Here is a 15,957-nt window from a genome sequence, read left to right on the forward strand (position 1 = left end):
CATTTTCCCCGGCGGCGCGGAGCTTGCCGGGGCTACTTCTGAGGACTCCTGCCATGCCTGATAGCCATCGCGTTTACAGCTACTCCGCCGTTCTGATGGGCTCGCCCATCCTCCTGAAACTCTTCTCCCATGACGAAGCCCTCGCGTCCCGCGTGTTTCGCCTGATCAAACAGTATGAAGACCTGCTCACCGTCAACCGCGCGCACTCGCAGGTGATGGACATTAACCATGCGGCGGGCCAGCATCCGGTCACCGTCAGTCGGCCGGTGTTTGATCTGATCCGCTGTGCAAAAGCGGCAAGCTTGCTCAAGGACAGCGCCTTTAATCTGGCGATCGGTCCGCTGGTGAAGCGCTGGAAGATTGGCTTTCAGGGGGACAGCGTTCCGCCTGCCGATGAAATCGCGTCGCTGCTGGCGATAACCCGGCCCGAGGATGTTCTCCTTGACGAGGCCAGCAGCAGCGTGTTTCTGACCAGAGCGGGGATGGAGATCGATCTGGGGGCGATTGCCAAAGGCTATATCGCCGACCGGGTGCGGGATTACCTGCATAAAGAGGGCGCGGAGCTGGGGCTGATTAACCTCGGCGGCAACATTCAGACGTTAGGCTCGCCGGAAGGGGGCTGGAGCGTCGGGCTGAAAAAACCGTTCGCCGGAGATGCGCTGATTGGCACGATGATCGTTGAGAACGTGTCCGTCGTCACGTCGGGAACCTACGAGCGCTATTTTGAACAAGACGGCAAACGCTATCACCACATTCTTGATCCGCGCACCGGATATCCGCTGGACAACGAACTGGACAGCGTGACCATCATTTCGAAAGATTCCATCGACGGCGATATCTGGACCACGCTGATGTACGGCATGGGCGTGGAGAAGGGCTGTGCCGCACTGCGTGCGCGCCCCGACATTGAGGCCATCTTTGTGACCAAAACAAAAGAAGTGGTGTTCTCTTCAGCACACCACTTCCGCTTTACCCTGCTGGATGATACCTACCGCGTTACTGACAGTATTGCTTGAGCAGGCCCGTTTGCTCCGGCTGGAGACGGTAGCGATACACCGGACGCCCGGTGGCGCCGTAGTGAATGCTGGTGAACAGAATATTGATTTGTGCCAGCCAGATCAGGTATTTGCGGCAGGACACGCGGGAAATATTGACCGCGTTTGCCAGATCGTCGGTGGAAAACTCCGTCTCCGGGTGAGCGTCAATCCACTGGCAAATCGTGCGCAGCGTTTGCGGCGTTAACCCTTTCGGCAGCTTTTTGCTGTCCGCCAGTTCCGGCGCCCCGCCGTGGATCAGCCGGTCGACGTCCGCCTGCTCGTAATACTGGTGCGACCCCATCAGGCTGTGCTTGGCCTTCCAGCCGTTCAGCGCCTCTTCAAAGCGCGGGAACTGGAACGGCTTTATCAGATAATCCACCACGCCGTAATGGATGGAGGTCTGGATCGTCGCGGCGTCGGCGGCCGAGGAGATCATGATCACGTCGATTGGGCGGCCGGATGCGCGAATCACGGGCAGCAGATCCAGCCCGTTATCCTGCTGCATATAGACATCCAGCAGCACCAGATCGACGGGCTGGCTGGGGTTATTAATGATGGCCTCGGCCTGGCTTAGCGTGGAGGCGACGCCGCAGCAGCTAAAGCCTTCAACACGGTTGACATACAGACGGTTGAGGTCGGCTACCATGGCGTCATCATCGACAATTAACACATTTATCACGCGATTTTCCTCTCGCTATCCCAGGGGATGTGAACAAAAAATTGGGTAAATACGCCGGGCTCAGACTCGACGGAGATATCGCCGCCAAGGTTCTGAATCTGCTGGCGAGCAAGGAACAGCCCAACGCCGCGGTTTTCACCTTTTGTTGAGAAGCCCTTTGTAAAAATAGACTCCAGCTGAGTGGGATCAATGCCGGGGCCATCGTCGCTGACTTCACAGCTGAGCCAGCCATTCTGATAATGCAGCAGCAGGCCGATCTCGCCCTCCTGCTGTCCTTCCATCGCGTCGAGCGCGTTTTCAATGAGGTTGCCCAGCGCGGTGATCAGCACCGCGACCTGCTCTTCACTTGCGGTATCCGGTATCTGGCTTTCATCCGCCAGCGTCAGGGTGACGCCCGCTTCTTTCGCCCGGTTGATTTTACCCAGCAGGAAGCCGGCAACCACCGGGGATTTTACCTTGCTCTGTATCGTACCGATATCCGTCTGGTAATGATGTGCCGTCTGGAGAATGTACTCTTCCAGCTTGTCGTAGCGCTTAATATTCAGCAGGCCGAGTATCACATGCAGTTTATTCATAAACTCGTGGGTGTGGGCGCGCAGGGCATCAACGTAGTTAACCATGCCGTCCAGACGCTGCATCAGCTGGCTGACTTCCGTTTTATCACGGAAGGTGGTGATGGCGCCGATCACCCGATCCTGACTTTTCACGGGGACCATGTTGCACAGCAATAGCCGACCGTTGCAGCTGATCTCCTGATCCTGGCGTGCGACGCCCGTCTTCGAGACGTCACGCAGGCTGGCCAGCAGGGGCGCGCTGGTGTTTTCGGTCTGCTTGCCGGAGGGGAGAAGCAATATTTCTCTGGCGGTCTGATTAATCATCGTCACGCGTCCGTGTATATCAACGGCCAGAACACCCTCGCGGAGCGACTGCAGCATCGCCTGGCGCTGTTCGAACAGGGCGGAGATTTCGTAGGGTTCGAGCCCGAACAGAATGCGCTTCAGAACCCGCACCAGACCCCAAATCGCCATAGAACTCATAAAAATACTGAACAAAATGGTCCAGACGGCGTTTAGCCGCCCGCGAGCGATCTGCTCTTCAACCTTATTGAGGGAGATTCCGACGACCACCACGCCAATCTGCTCGTGCTGCGCGTCGTAGACGGGCGTAAAAACGCGCAGCGCTTCGGCGAGCGCGCCCCGGTTAACCGATACGTTCTCTTTGCCTTCCAGCGCGGGCGTTAAATCGTCACCGATAAAATGCAGCCCCAGCAGCGCCTCATTCGGGTGAGAGTAGCGGATCCCGCGCATATCAGTGACCACGGTGAACAGCAGATCGTTTCGCTTCGTCACCGCCTGGGCGATGGGCTGAATAATGTTCTCCTGCGGTGCCTGCATCAGGCCGCGCTGGATCTCGGGGCTGTCGGCGAGGGTGCGGGCAATGCCGAGCGCGGTGTCTTTGACATCATCGCGCGTTGCGCGGGTGATCTGCACCGAGTAGAGCGCAAAAACCACCAGCAGAACTGAACCGATAATCGCGCACACCATCAGCGTGACCAGCGTATTGAGTTTCATGGGGCGCTTGCGCGTCGGAAGGAAAGGCTGCAAATCGCTCATCAACACTCCGCGATGATTAAGTAAGAGGGTAATTATCGCCGATGACGCGCTTTTCTTAAAGCCATGTAAAAGCGTGGATTTGGTCCTCTTTTCGTGACCCTCCTCGCAGGTCATCTATATAAAACACTTTATAGTGTGTGGGTACTCATAATAAGGAGGCTGTTTATGAGCATTATGCTTACCGGTTCGGTCAAGGAAAGACGGCACGCCAGCACGATGAATATCGATAGATTGTCCACGCTGGACATGCTGAAAGTCATTCACCAGGATGATGCACTCATTTCTGCTGCTATCACCCCTTGTTTACAGACGATTGCCCGTGCGGTGGATAACGCTGCCGCGACCCTCAATCACGGTGGTCGCCTGGTCATTGTCGGGGCGGGGCCGTCTGGTCGTGTCGCGCAACAGGTTGCCGATGAGTATGCGCCGGGCAAAACCCCTGTGATGGCCGTAACGGCACAAGAGGGGGAAGGGAGCTACGAGCGCGGCGTTTCCGACCTGCAGGCCATTAAATTTGGTGAACACGATATGATGCTGGCCGTGACCGTCAGCGGAAAAACGCCGTGGGTCTGGGGAGCGATGCGGCATGCATGGTCGCTGGGTTCGCCGGTCGCCGTGATTACCGGTGATGCGCAAAGTGAAGCCGCGCAGCTGGCGAGTATGGTTATAGCCCCCGAACTGGGTGCCGATGTGGTGGCCGGCTACCTCAACACCAAAGCGGGGATCGCGCAAAAAATGATCCTCTCGATGATCGCTACCGGGCTGGCCGTCAGAACCGGGCGCGTATACAGCAACCTGCGGGTGGATCTTGAGGCAAGCAACACCAAATGGGCCGAACGTCAAATCGCCATTGTAATGGAAGCGGGGGGATGCTCCCGGGCGGAGGCAAAAGCGGCGCTGGAGAGCTGTAACCATCACTGTAAAACAGCGGTATTGATGGTGCTGACAGGGCTGGATGCGTGGAAAGCTCATGAGCTGCTGGCGCAGAATAACGGGTTTATCCGCGTGGCGCTGCAGGAAGCGCCGTAATACGTACCGTTAAGAAATAAAAAAGGCCGCAGATGCGGCCTTTGGTATTTTTAGAGGTTAGAACTGGTAGGTCATGCCCACACCAACGATGTCGTCGGTGGAAATACCGTATGCGTCATACAGCGCTTCATCGTTGTCCAGCATGTTGATTTTATAATCAACATAAGTGGAGAAGTTTTTGTTGAAACTGTAGGTCATGCCCAGGTCGATGTAGTTAACCAGATCCTGATTGAATCCTTTACCGTCCAGATCTTTACCTTTTGAGTAAACCCATGCCAGGGAAGGACGCAGACCGAAGTCGAACTGGTACTGTGCAACCGCTTCAAAGTTCTGAGTCTGGTTGGCGATACCAACGTTGCCGATTGGCGTCATGTTGCGGGTTTCCGCATACATCATCGCCAGGTAAACGCTGTTTGCGTCGTATTTCGCGCCAACGGTCCAGGCTTCAGCTTTTTCGCCACCCGCAAAACCGATGCTTTCTGCGGCTTTGCCGTAGGCAACCTGATCGTTGGTACGGTCAGAAGAAGAGTACGCCGCACCCAGGCTCAGGCCGGACAGATCGCCAGAGAAGTCATAGGAGGTGGACATACCGAAGCCGTCGCCGTTCTGGAAGCGTACGTCTTTATGACCGTTTTTAGTGCCTTCCTGATCTTCGTTAGCGTTAGCACCTTCGTTAGCACCCTGATACTGCAGCGCAAAGTTCAGGCCATCAACCAGACCAAAGAAATCATTATTACGATAGGTCGCAACACCGTTGGTACGGCCAACCATAAAGTTATCAGTCCAGTTGTAGGAATCACCGCCAAATACAGGCAGCATATCGGTCCACGCTTCAACGTCGTACACGACGCCGTAATTACGGCCATAATCAAATGAACCGTATTCGCCAAATTTCAGGCCAGCGTATGCCAGACGGTTAAAGGATTTATCACCCGCGCCTTCGGTATCGTTAGCGTAGGTTTTATATTCCCACTGGCCGTAACCGGTCAGGTCGTTAGTGATCTGGGTTTCGCCTTTGAAACCAATCTGTACATAGGTTTCATCGCCGTCGTCGCCAGGGTTGTCAGAGAAGGTATGACGCGCGTCGACCTTACCGTACAGGTCAACTTTATTGCCGTCTTTGTTGTACATTTCAGCCGCATTTGCTGCGCCTGCCATTAATAACGCGGGTACAAGAATTGCCAGAACTTTTCTTTTCATTATATATTCCCTTTAAAGATAATTTATATGAATATATGTAATTACCCTCCGTAATTACAGGGTTGATACTATTCCAGGAGATGTGATTTAGTTTCAAAAATAAATGTAATAAAATTCGATGAAATATTTCAAATTATTTCTATAAATCTCTTTATTTTTCCGGTGAATTAATTAATTGAATTTATAAGGTGTAATTATTATTAAATATTTCGCATTTCTATTTTTTAATTTATTTAATTTGGCTATGTTATAATTCATCCTCTTTTTAACAACAGGACATGACGATGGAACTGGCCCGGTGGCAGCATGGCTTTGAGCGCTGGCTCAAGGAAAATCATCAGAACGACGATACCGCACATGATATTTCGCATTTTCGACGGGTCTGGATGACGGCGCAAAAAATCATGGTTCACCACGCGGTCGAGCCGCGGGTGATTCTGGCCGCATGCTATTTTCACGATATTGTCAGCCTGCCGAAAAATCATCCCGAACGCAGTCAGTCGTCAAGGCTCGCCGCGCGTAAGACGAGCGACATTCTGCGCCGCGACTTTCCGGACTTTCCGCCAGAGCATATTGCCGCCGTCGCGCACGCGATTGAGGCGCACAGCTTTAGCGCCTCAATCGCGCCGCAGAGTATGGAAGCCAAAATAGTGCAGGACGCTGACCGGCTGGAAGCGTTAGGTGCTATCGGCCTGGCGCGCGTTTTTGCCGTCTCGGGCGCGCTGGGCGTGCCGCTATTTGACGCGGACGATCCCTTTGCCGATGCGCGCCCTCTCGACGATAGGGCATTTGCCCTCGACCATTTTCAGACCAAGCTGCTGCGTTTGCCTGATACAATGCAGACGGAAATGGGCCGCGAACTGGCACGTCACAATGCCGATTTCCTGATCCAGTTTATGGCGAAACTCAGCGCCGAATTACATGGCGACTGCCTCGGGCTGGATAGCGAGGTGCTGAGCCACTTCCGTCGCAGTTTGCGCAACTGAACTGTGGTAATCTGTTCCCAGTCTTTACTCTCCGGTTAAAAGAATGCAGGAAAATCGAGCAGTGAAAGAGCCCGCGCCCGCGCAGGCTGAGAAATCAACGGCAACGGTGCAGGCCTTACTGCGCCAGCTGTTGGATATCTATGATGCTAAAACGCTGGCCAGTCTGCTGGTGGCGCACGGCGAAAGCCACTGGAGCCCGGCGATCCTTAAACGTCTGCTGACCAGCGAGCGAGCAGGGCGTCGCCTGAGTGAAGGCGAGTTTCGTTATCTGCAAAACCTGCTTCCGCGACCTTCTGCCGCGCACCCGAACTATGCCTTCCGGTTTATCGATCTGTTTGCCGGTATCGGCGGTATTCGGCACGGTTTTGAAGCTATCGGCGGACAGTGCGTATTTACCAGCGAGTGGAACAAGCACGCCGTGCGGACCTATAAGGCCAACTGGTACTGCGACCCGCACGAGCATCATTTCAACGCCGATATTCGCGATGTCACCCTGAGCCATAAAAGCGGCGTGAGCGATGAGCAGGCCGCCGAGCATATTCGTCAGACGATCCCCGCGCATGACGTGCTGCTGGCCGGCTTCCCGTGCCAGCCTTTTTCGCTGGCCGGCGTCTCCAAGAAGAATGCCCTCGGACGCGCCCACGGTTTCGCCTGCGATACGCAGGGAACGCTGTTTTTTGACGTGGCGCGCATTATTGACGCCCGTCGTCCGGCCATTTTTGTACTGGAAAACGTCAAAAACTTAAAAAGCCACGACGGCGGGAAAACCTTCCGCATTATAATGCAAACGCTGGATGAGCTGGGTTATGACGTGGCCGATTCAGAGGACATGGGCGCGGACGATCCTAAAATCATTGATGGGAAACATTTCCTGCCCCAGCATCGCGAACGTATCGTGCTGGTGGGCTTCCGCCGCGATCTCAATCTGAAAGGGGATTTCACCCTGCGGGATATTCCTTCTCTGTATCCCGAGCGCCGTCCTACCGTGGCCGACCTGCTGGAACCGGTCGTCGACGCGAAATTTATCCTTACCCCGGTGCTGTGGAAATACCTTTACCGCTATGCCAAGAAGCATCAGGCGAAAGGCAACGGCTTCGGTTTTGGGATGGTCAACCCGAACGATCCGCACAGCGTCACCCGCACGCTGTCTGCTCGCTACTATAAAGACGGTGCGGAAATCCTGATCGACAGAGGCTGGGACAAAGCGCTGGGTGAAAAAGATTTCGACGATCCGCACAACCAGCGTCATCGCCCACGGCGCTTAACGCCGCGGGAATGCGCCCGGTTGATGGGCTTTGAAACGCCGCAAGGCTACGGTTTCCGCATTCCGGTTTCAGACACCCAGGCGTACCGCCAGTTTGGTAACTCGGTCGTCGTTCCCGCGTTTGCGGCTGTCGCAAAACTGCTGGCTCCGCGCATCAGACAGGCGGTGGCGCTACGCCAGAGTGAGGCCGTCAATGACGGACGTTCACGATAAGGCCACGCGCAGTAAAAACATGCGTGCCATCGGCACGCGTGACACCGCCATTGAAAAGCGCCTGGCCGCGCTGCTGACGCAGGCAGGGTTTGACTTTCGCGTGCAGGATCCCGCCCTGGCGGGTCGTCCCGATTTCGTCCTCGACGCCTGGCAGTGCATCATCTTTACCCACGGCTGCTTCTGGCACCATCACGACTGCTACCTGTTTAAAGTCCCCGCGACGCGCACCGATTTCTGGCTGGATAAGATTGGCAAGAACGTCGAGCGTGACAAACGGGATCTTTCAATGCTTATTGCGCAGGGCTGGCGGGTGCTGATCGTCTGGGAGTGTGCGCTGAGAGGCAGACTAAAGCTGAACGATACCGATCTGCGCGAACGGCTGGAAGAGTGGATCTGCGGCGGCGGTCAGACCGCGCAGATCGACACCCAGGGTATTCACCTGCTTACGGTTTCTCCACCTCACAAGGCGTGACCACCGGTTTTGCCGGCAGCAAATATTTGCCCAGCGTGACCAGCACGACAGCAAACACGATGATCCCTAAAGCAATCCATTCCACAGGCGAGAGCGTTTCTCCTCCCAGCCCTGTCCCGAGCAGCACGGCCACGACCGGGTTAACGTAGGCGTAGCTGGTGGCGACCGCCGGTGAGACGTTGCGGATCAGGAACATATAGGCGTTAATGGCGATGATAGAGCCAAACAGCGCCAGGTAGCCTACCGCGAGAAAGCCCGACAGGTCCGGCAGCGCGGTCAGCTTTTCTCCCGTCAGGGTGGAGGCCAGAAGCAGGACAATCCCCGCGGCGAGCATCTCAATCGCACCGGCCATCATGCCGGTCGGCAGTTCGATACGCGACCCGTAGACGGAGCCGAACGCCCAGCTCATCGAGCCGATCAGGATAATCACCGCGCCCCACGGATTCCCGCTCAGGTTGCCGCCGCTGTTGAGCAGAACAATGCCGGCCAGCCCAATCCCAATCCCCAGCCATTCCAGCTTGCGGGTGCGGATGCCGAAAAGACGGCTGAAGCAGAGGGTAAACAGCGGTACGGTGGCAACGACCACGGCGGCGATCCCGGACGGGACGTTCTGGTGCTCGGCAATCGTCACAAACCCGTTCCCCACTGCCAGCAGCAGCAGGCCGATCAGGGCGGCATTCAGCATCGGGCGCAGCGGGGGAAGCTTATGCCCGCGCAGCATCAGGAAGGCCAGCAGCAGGATACCCGCCGAAAGGAAGCGGATGCCCGCCATCATCAGCGGCGGCCAGCTTTCCACGCCGATGCGAATGACAAAGTAGGTTGAGCCCCAGATGATGTACAGCGAAAAGAGTGCCCCGATGAGCGGTAGCAATTGCCGGAAACGCATAATCCCTCACGTCGAAATAAAAAGGTCGCTGATAGTAAACGCGAAAACTATCGCGCTGGCGAGCCCTTTAATTGTGTAGCTGATGTGAATTTTTTGTTGACGTAAGGTGCCTGTTTCCGGGTTTGCGCTTTTGCTCCATACTATTCACTTAATTACCAAAAAATGAAGGATTAAGATTTTGGCAGGAAGTAGCTTATTAACATTGCTGGATGATATAGCCACCCTACTGGACGACATTTCCGTGATGGGGAAACTGGCGGCGAAGAAAACCGCCGGCGTGCTGGGCGATGATTTATCGCTTAACGCGCAGCAGGTGAGTGGGGTGAGGGCAAACCGTGAACTGCCGGTGGTGTGGGGCGTGGCGAAAGGTTCTTTCCTGAATAAGGTGATCCTGGTGCCGCTGGCGCTGCTGATCAGCGCCTTTATCCCCTGGGCCATCACGCCGTTACTGATGATCGGTGGGGCATTTCTCTGCTTCGAGGGCGTGGAGAAGGTGCTCCACTCCTTTAGCGCGCGCAAGCAGAGCGATACGCCGGAGGTGCGCCAGCAGCGTCTTGAAGCGCTGGCCGCGCAGGATCCGAAAACCTTCGAGCGTGATAAGGTCAAAGGCGCCATTCGGACCGACTTTATTCTGTCTGCAGAAATCGTCGCGATTACGCTGGGGATTGTCTCTGACGCACCGCTTCTGAACCAGGTGCTGATCCTCTCCGGCATCGCGATTCTGGTCACCGTGGGCGTGTACGGTCTGGTGGGACTGATCGTCAAGCTGGACGATATTGGCTACTGGCTGGAAGAAAAGTCGAGCGCGGTGGCAAGAGGCATCGGCAAAAGCCTGCTGGTGCTGGCGCCCTGGCTGATGAAGAGCTTATCGGTGGTGGGCACGCTGGCGATGTTCCTCGTAGGCGGCGGAATTGTGGTTCACGGCATTGCGCCGCTGCACCATGCCATCGAACATTTCTCCTCCACGCAGGGGGCCGTTATCGCGGCGATTCTGCCCACGCTGCTGAACCTGGTGCTGGGCTTTATCATTGGCGCTATCGTCGTTGCGGCGGTGAAGCTGGTTGAGAAAATTCGCGGCACGTCGCACTAATTGTTACCGTCGGCAGGATGCAAAAAGACCATTCCTCGTCTAAATTGAAACAGTTTCACCCTGATACAGGAGGCAGGTATGGTCTTTTTGGTCAGTGATGAAGTTAAGCCTAAAAAGGGCGGCCCACGTATGATCGTCACCGGGTATTCCAGCGGAATGGTGGAATGCCGGTGGCACGATGGCTATAGCATCAAGCGGGAAGCATTCCGTGAAGATGAGCTTCAGCCGGGGGACGGGCAGCACAAACGGGACAAGGCTTAATCACATAACGCCCGGCTTTGCCGGGCGTTTTTATCTCAGGTTTCGGGTATAGAGCAGTAATCAGGGAGTGTGTGTGCAGCGCGATACCTTTGTTGTAAGACAAACTTTTTTGCAATGGCTGCATAAGCGTAGCAATCCGGGGCGGATTGTTAATCTCTGTTTTCTGATCGTTCTGGTGTTTTCCACGCTCCTGACCTGGCGTGAGGTGGTGGTGCTGGAAGAGGCGTACATCTCCAGCCAGCGCAACCATCTGGATACGGTGGCCAGTTCGCTGGACAGGCAGTTACAGAACAGCGTCGACAGGATGCTGTTATTCCGCCAGGGCATGCATGATGCAATCGAGACGCCGCTGGCCTTTGATGTCCTACAGGATGCGGTGTCACGCTTTAACACCGTCCGCATGCTCCCCACCTGGCAGCTCGCCGTTGATAAAAAGCGCACCCTTCCCATCAACGGGGTCTCGGATGCGTTCGTGGATAAAACCACGCTTCTGAACCGGGACGCTGAGCGCATCAGTCATGAAATTTCTGCCGCGCTCGAAGTGGGGTATCTGCTCAGGCTGGCGTCATCAAGAGCGCAAACGGAAGCGCGGGTGATCTACGTCTCCCGCGCCGGATTTTTCCTTTCCACGGATACGCCGGATCGGGCGGGTGATATTACCGCCCGCTATTATAATCTGGTCACGCAGTCCTGGTTTACCCAGCAGTCAGAGCGTAACAACCGCGCCCGCGCCGTGCGCTGGTTTATCTCCACGCCTTCATCCTGGACCGGGGATGAACGCACGATCACCGCCAGCGTCCCCATCTATTTCGATCATTACTGGTACGGCGTCGTGGCGATGGATTTTACATTAGACACGATGCAGCGTTTGCTGACCGACGCGACGGAAGACCGGACGGAGGGGGAGTATCAGCTGTACGATACCCGGCTTAATATGATTGCTACCTCAGCCCACGCGGGAAGCCCGGTTAACCAGTTTGACGAACGCGAAACGGCGCAGATTGCCCAGGCGATTGAGCATGATACCGGCGGCGGTATCCGCCTCGGGAGCCGGTTTATCACCTGGGAGCGGCTCGATCATTTCGATGGCGTCGTCCTGCGGATCCACACCCTGCACGAAGGGGTACAGGACGACTTCGGCAGTATCAGCATTGTGCTGGCGCTGCTGTGGGCGCTCTTTACCGCCATGCTGTTGATCTCGTGGCTGGTGATCCGTCGGATGGTGAGTAACATGTATACGCTTCAGCACTCGCTCCAGTGGCAGGCCTGGCACGATCCGCTGACCCGATTGAATAATCGCGGCGCGCTGTTCGACCGAGCAAAATTGCTGGCGGAAACCTGTCGTCAGCAGTCTCTGCCGTTCTCGGTGATTCAGATCGATCTCGACTATTTTAAAAACATCAACGACCGTTTCGGCCATCAGGCCGGTGATAAGGTGCTTTCCCATACGGCAGGCGTGATTGCCAGCGCGTTACGCAAGAATGACGTGGCCGGACGCGTCGGTGGCGAAGAGTTTTGTGTGGTCCTTCCCGGTCTTGGTCTGGAGGAGGCGAGAGGCGTCGCCGAACGCATTCGTTGCCGAATCAACAGTAAGGAGATCCTGGTGAAGAAGAGCACAACCCTGCGCATCAGCGCGTCACTGGGCGTCAGCAGCGCGGATGAAACGGGCAATTACGATTTTGAACAGCTGCAGTCCGTGGCGGACGCCCGGCTGTATCAGGCCAAGCAGAGCGGGCGTAACCGGGTCGTGTGGCGGGATCAGGACAGGAAATGATCCAGCCCCTCCTGCCAGCCCGCAGGCCCGGGCTGTTGGGTGTGATAGACCCGCGCGGGGTTATCGTCCCGTAGCGTGATGCCCTGGCGGTTAATCCCCTTGATCACCACCGCGAAGTCCATGCTGTCGAGCAGCGGCGCATCGTTGGGACCGTCGCCGAGCCCTAGCGTGGTGGGTTCTATGTCTTCCTGCTCGCGATACCGTTCAATCAGCCAGTTAACCGCCACGTCTTTACCGCAGCGGGCGTCCAGAATATGCCAGAAGCGCGCCCCCTGCAGGCATTGCAGGCCGCTGTGCGCCAGTTCCTCGTCAAACTGGAGCAAGTTCTCGTCGGTATCGCGCCAGATCAGCGTGACGGAGGCTTCGTGCTTGCGGGCAAGCATCGAACGGTAGCGCGTCAGTCCGGTCCACTCGCTAATAACGTGCTCATCCACATCGTCAAAGGTGGTGAATTTAAAGCCCGTCTGCAGGCGAATCTGCTCGATCCGCGGACGAATATCCCGGTGCGTCATCCCTCTAATCTGACGCTGGATAGTGTCCCAGCGCACGTCAGGCTGAATCACCGCGCCGTTCTCGGCAATAAACGGCAGGCCTTCCAGCCCCAGATCCTGCTGAATATCCAGCATCTCTGCCGCGGTTTTGCTGCTGCAGAGAATGATCGGAATCTGGTTATCCTGCAGCCTGTCCAGCCAGGGCATGGCGGGTTGCCAGTCATAGGTATGAATATCCAGCAACGAGCCATCCAGGTCGGAAAAAATCAGCAAGGTATCCCGCAGTGAAGGCATAGTGACTCCCGGTGACGGATGCGTTTCGCTCTAAGAAAATTCCTAAAAAATATCCGAATTGTTAACCGGAGAAATGAGAGTATTCCCTGGCAAACCCGCATTCGGCGTATGTTATTGCTCATAACCAAAAGCATTATGTTAAAAATATTATATTCATCCTAAGAATATATGCTTGTCAGACAAATTCGTTGGGGATAGTGTGGCATGTACATCAGATTTCCTGGTGTAACGAATTTTCAAGTGCTTCTTGCATAAGCAAGTTTTGATCCCGGTCATCCCCATGACCGGGATTTTTTTCGCCCTAACGATTGGCTTCCGACACGCTAAAGTCGTGAATATCGAGCTCGAAGGCCTCGGCCAGCTCGCGATAGGTGTGATAATCCCTTCCGTTGACAATGACGCGGTCCGAATTGTCGTCCGAGCGGCGGACTTCTGACTCGCTGATCTCATTGATGGCGGCCAGCAGGGCATCGACATCCACCTCGACTTCGCGCTTGATGGTATCGCTGTACTCTTTATCGGTCTTCATTGCGGGACTCCTCTTTCAACCTGCAAACGTGTCCAGGGTTAAGTATAGCCTGTGCATAAAAACGCCATTCACGCCGGGCGGCGATGTGCGTTTTTGCGTTTTGTTCTACACTGGCTCAAAACCAGAGGAGGAATGTATGAAGGTCAACGATCGGGTAACCGTTAAAACGGACGGTGGGCCGCGCCGCCCGGGTGTGGTGCTGGCAATTGAAGAGTTTAGCGAAGGTACAATGTACCTGGTATCACTGGAAGACTACCCGCTCGGCATTTGGTTTTTTAACGAACTGGGGCATCCGGACGGTATTTTTGTTGAGAAAGCAGACTAGCACGGCGTCGGGTAGCACATTGCGTGCCCGACACCCGCTGTAAAAGCAAAAATCTCTGGCCAGGCCAGAGATCAAAGGTAGGGTGCACAGGGTCTTTTCTTAAGCGACTAACGCATGTTGACGAAAATCCCGTTCGTCACATTATCGGTCAGGCGTACCACGTGGTAGATCACTTGCTTATTATGCGTTTTAATTTTCCGTTTAATATTTCCTTTGTGTGATGAAACGGTTTTCGCTTTAATATTCATCTGGTCGGAGATCTGAATAGTTCCTTGTCCCGCCATCCACATTCGCAGCATACTTGATTCAGTCCTGCTTAATGATAGGGTGGGTAAGTTAACCGCTCCTACATTTTTAACTTCTTTATTCAAATAATCACCCAAAATGTCATCCAGCGACTCGGGTTTAATCGATTTAGAACTGATCAATAAATTTTTACGGACCAACAAATACTCATCGAAATGGATATTCGCGATGGCCATAAAAACAATAAACAGGGTTTTTGGATGCTGATTAATGATTTGCTTAATGTGCTGACTGTTGGCTGGATCGTGAATGAAACAGTCCTCATTAATAAACACCACGCCTGGTTTAAGTTCGTCACAAGCGGCTGCGAGTTCGTCAACGGTGTGTGCATCGTTGATGTCTCTCTTTCTTACCCCTCTGCTTGCCAGGTACCCGGTTAACCCTAGCCGGGTGTAGCTGCATAAATCCATAATGATCGTTGACATGGCATACCCTCACTCAATGCGTAACGATAATTCACCATCTGCCTGAGAGCTCAAAACAGCCATACGGGATGGAAAAAAATAATAAACCTGTGAGCATGACAAAGACTTTCAGGCGGACTCACTATCCCGTAAAGTTACGTATAATTTGCCAGGAATCTTCTTAAAGTAAAGTAAATATTAAGTATTGTGAGGTGGTTAGAAACAATTAAACCGCGTCAGATATATCCTGGAAGATGTTTTTCGCGTTTTATTTTAGGAATATCCTCAGAAAGACAGTAACAACAGTGCGGGCTATTATTTACGTGGCAGTTCGCTGACAATATCCGCTAACAGGTTGAATATCTCGCCGAATAAATGTTCACAGAAGGGAGCGATAAGTGGCATCAGTAATGACATTAATAAAATTCCGACCGTCAGCGTCAGCGGAAAACCAATGACAAACACCGAAAGCTGCGGTGCCATTCGGTTGAGTAAACCTAACGCCAGGTTGACGGTCAGCAGCAGGGTGATGATCGGCAGCGCCAGCATCAGCCCGTTGAGGAAGATCAGCCCCGCCGCGCGGGTGAGCGCCAGAAACGCATTGCTGTTCACCGGATTTTCGCCAATCGGCAGCGTATGGAACGTGTCCACCAGCATGGAGATAAGCCACAGATGGCCGTTGAACGACAGGAACAGCAGCATGGCGAGCAGATCGATAATGCGCGCCAGCACGGGCATGTTGAGATGACTGCCAGGGTCAACAAACGTGGCGAACGATAGCCCCATCTGCAGGCCAATCAGTTCCCCCGCGGTACGCACCGCGGCAAAGGCGAGCTGCATGGTAAAGCCAACGGCGACGCCAATCATCACCTGCTGCAGGGCCACCCATACCGCATTCGCCGAGAAGATCGGAATATCCACTGGCGGAAGAGACGGGGCGACGATAATGGAGATGATGATGCCCAGCCCCACTTTGACACGCTTGGGGATCGATTTCTCGCTGAGAATGGGGGCGGTAGAGATCAGCGCCATGATGCGCAGCATCGGCCAAAAATAGACGCCGAGCCACTGAACCCACTGGTCGCTGGTGAAGTGCAGCATCGT

16 protein-coding genes and 1 pseudogene are annotated in these 15,957 nt (G+C 54.8%); 9 read left to right on the top strand and 8 right to left on the bottom strand.

The genetic code is table 11. The annotated features are described in order from the left end of the window. Positions 1 to 53: 53 nt before the first annotated feature. Positions 54 to 1,016, top strand: coding sequence for an FAD:protein FMN transferase (locus tag N6P30_RS16545; RefSeq protein ID WP_008500295.1), 963 nt, complete (start codon positions 54 to 56; stop codon positions 1,014 to 1,016). Here the strand turns inward: N6P30_RS16545 and dcuR are convergent. Together dcuR and N6P30_RS16555 are read right to left on the bottom strand one after the other, a co-directional pair. Next, the gene (gene dcuR / locus N6P30_RS16550) at positions 997 to 1,716 is read right to left on the bottom strand and encodes a two-component system response regulator DcuR (protein ID WP_008500296.1); all 720 of its coding nucleotides are present in this window, start codon (positions 1,714 to 1,716) and stop codon (positions 997 to 999) included. The genes N6P30_RS16545 and dcuR overlap by 20 nt on opposite strands. Further along, positions 1,713 to 3,329, bottom strand: coding sequence for a sensor histidine kinase (locus N6P30_RS16555; RefSeq protein WP_023293867.1), 1,617 nt, complete (start codon positions 3,327 to 3,329; stop codon positions 1,713 to 1,715). Before N6P30_RS16555 ends, dcuR begins: the two co-directional genes overlap by 4 nt. 165 nt (positions 3,330 to 3,494) lie before the next feature. On the opposite strand from N6P30_RS16555, the gene N6P30_RS16560 reads away from it, so the two are divergent. Then, positions 3,495 to 4,358, top strand: a complete 864-nt coding sequence (locus N6P30_RS16560) for an N-acetylmuramic acid 6-phosphate etherase (protein WP_023293868.1) — start codon at positions 3,495 to 3,497, stop codon at positions 4,356 to 4,358. Between the two features lie 57 nt (positions 4,359 to 4,415). On the opposite strand, the gene ompC is transcribed toward N6P30_RS16560, so the two are convergent. Next, a complete protein-coding gene (gene ompC / locus N6P30_RS16565; protein ID WP_023293869.1) occupies positions 4,416 to 5,558 on the bottom strand; it encodes a porin OmpC in 1,143 nt (380 codons plus the stop codon). Between the two features lie 284 nt (positions 5,559 to 5,842). Here ompC and N6P30_RS16570 point away from each other — a divergent pair, with 284 nt between their 5' ends. From N6P30_RS16570 to N6P30_RS16580, 3 genes are all read left to right on the top strand, one after another. After that, positions 5,843 to 6,544, top strand: coding sequence for a phosphohydrolase (locus N6P30_RS16570; RefSeq protein WP_023293870.1), 702 nt, complete (start codon positions 5,843 to 5,845; stop codon positions 6,542 to 6,544). Between the two features lie 61 nt (positions 6,545 to 6,605). Beyond that, positions 6,606 to 8,021 carry a DNA cytosine methyltransferase gene (locus N6P30_RS16575; RefSeq protein WP_023293871.1) on the top strand — a complete coding sequence of 472 codons (1,416 nt, stop codon included), beginning with the start codon at positions 6,606 to 6,608 and terminating at the stop codon, positions 8,019 to 8,021. Continuing rightward, positions 8,002 to 8,493: a very short patch repair endonuclease gene (locus N6P30_RS16580; protein ID WP_008500303.1), complete on the top strand. Its 492-nt coding sequence runs from the start codon at positions 8,002 to 8,004 to the stop codon at positions 8,491 to 8,493. The genes N6P30_RS16575 and N6P30_RS16580 overlap by 20 nt, the downstream gene beginning before the upstream one ends. On the opposite strand, the gene yedA is transcribed toward N6P30_RS16580, so the two are convergent. Further along, positions 8,465 to 9,379, bottom strand: coding sequence for a drug/metabolite exporter YedA (gene yedA / locus N6P30_RS16585; RefSeq protein WP_021241392.1), 915 nt, complete (start codon positions 9,377 to 9,379; stop codon positions 8,465 to 8,467). The two genes, N6P30_RS16580 and yedA, sit on opposite strands and share 29 nt — an antisense overlap. Positions 9,380 to 9,557: 178 nt before the next feature. On the opposite strand from yedA, the gene N6P30_RS16590 reads away from it, so the two are divergent. The 3 genes from N6P30_RS16590 to dgcQ all read left to right on the top strand — a co-directional run bounded on the left by N6P30_RS16590 (position 9,558) and on the right by dgcQ (position 12,504). Then, a complete protein-coding gene (locus N6P30_RS16590; RefSeq protein WP_008500306.1) occupies positions 9,558 to 10,469 on the top strand; it encodes a DUF808 domain-containing protein in 912 nt (303 codons plus the stop codon). A 78-nt stretch (positions 10,470 to 10,547) separates the two neighbouring features. Then, the gene (locus tag N6P30_RS16595; RefSeq protein ID WP_008500307.1) at positions 10,548 to 10,730 is read left to right on the top strand and encodes a YodC family protein; all 183 of its coding nucleotides are present in this window, start codon (positions 10,548 to 10,550) and stop codon (positions 10,728 to 10,730) included. A gap of 73 nt (positions 10,731 to 10,803) precedes the next feature. After that, the gene (gene dgcQ, locus N6P30_RS16600) at positions 10,804 to 12,504 is read left to right on the top strand and encodes a cellulose biosynthesis regulator diguanylate cyclase DgcQ (protein WP_021241391.1); all 1,701 of its coding nucleotides are present in this window, start codon (positions 10,804 to 10,806) and stop codon (positions 12,502 to 12,504) included. On the opposite strand, the gene N6P30_RS16605 is transcribed toward dgcQ, so the two are convergent. Next, positions 12,489 to 13,289: a mannosyl-3-phosphoglycerate phosphatase-related protein gene (locus N6P30_RS16605; RefSeq protein ID WP_023293872.1), complete on the bottom strand. Its 801-nt coding sequence runs from the start codon at positions 13,287 to 13,289 to the stop codon at positions 12,489 to 12,491. The genes dgcQ and N6P30_RS16605 overlap by 16 nt on opposite strands. A gap of 301 nt (positions 13,290 to 13,590) precedes the next feature. Then, positions 13,591 to 13,818: a YodD family peroxide/acid resistance protein gene (gene yodD / locus N6P30_RS16610; RefSeq protein ID WP_008500310.1), complete on the bottom strand. Its 228-nt coding sequence runs from the start codon at positions 13,816 to 13,818 to the stop codon at positions 13,591 to 13,593. Between the two features lie 136 nt (positions 13,819 to 13,954). Here yodD and dsrB point away from each other — a divergent pair, with 136 nt between their 5' ends. After that, on the top strand, positions 13,955 to 14,143 hold the full coding sequence (gene dsrB, locus N6P30_RS16615; protein ID WP_008500312.1) for a protein DsrB: 189 nt from the start codon (positions 13,955 to 13,957) through the stop codon (positions 14,141 to 14,143). Positions 14,144 to 14,250: 107 nt separating this feature from the next. Here the strand turns inward: dsrB and rcsA are convergent, their stop codons facing one another. Continuing rightward, positions 14,251 to 14,874, bottom strand: a complete 624-nt coding sequence (gene rcsA, locus N6P30_RS16620; RefSeq protein WP_008500313.1) for a transcriptional regulator RcsA — start codon at positions 14,872 to 14,874, stop codon at positions 14,251 to 14,253. A 287-nt stretch (positions 14,875 to 15,161) separates the two neighbouring features. Beyond that, positions 15,162 to 15,954 (bottom strand): annotated as a pseudogene (gene fliR / locus N6P30_RS16625) (flagellar biosynthetic protein FliR); the annotation flags it as partial. Positions 15,955 to 15,957 lie beyond the last annotated feature (3 nt).

It is taken from the genome of Enterobacter sp. PL1, assembly GCF_945957325.1.
GTDB classification, from domain to species: Bacteria; Pseudomonadota; Gammaproteobacteria; order Enterobacterales; family Enterobacteriaceae; genus Enterobacter; species Enterobacter roggenkampii.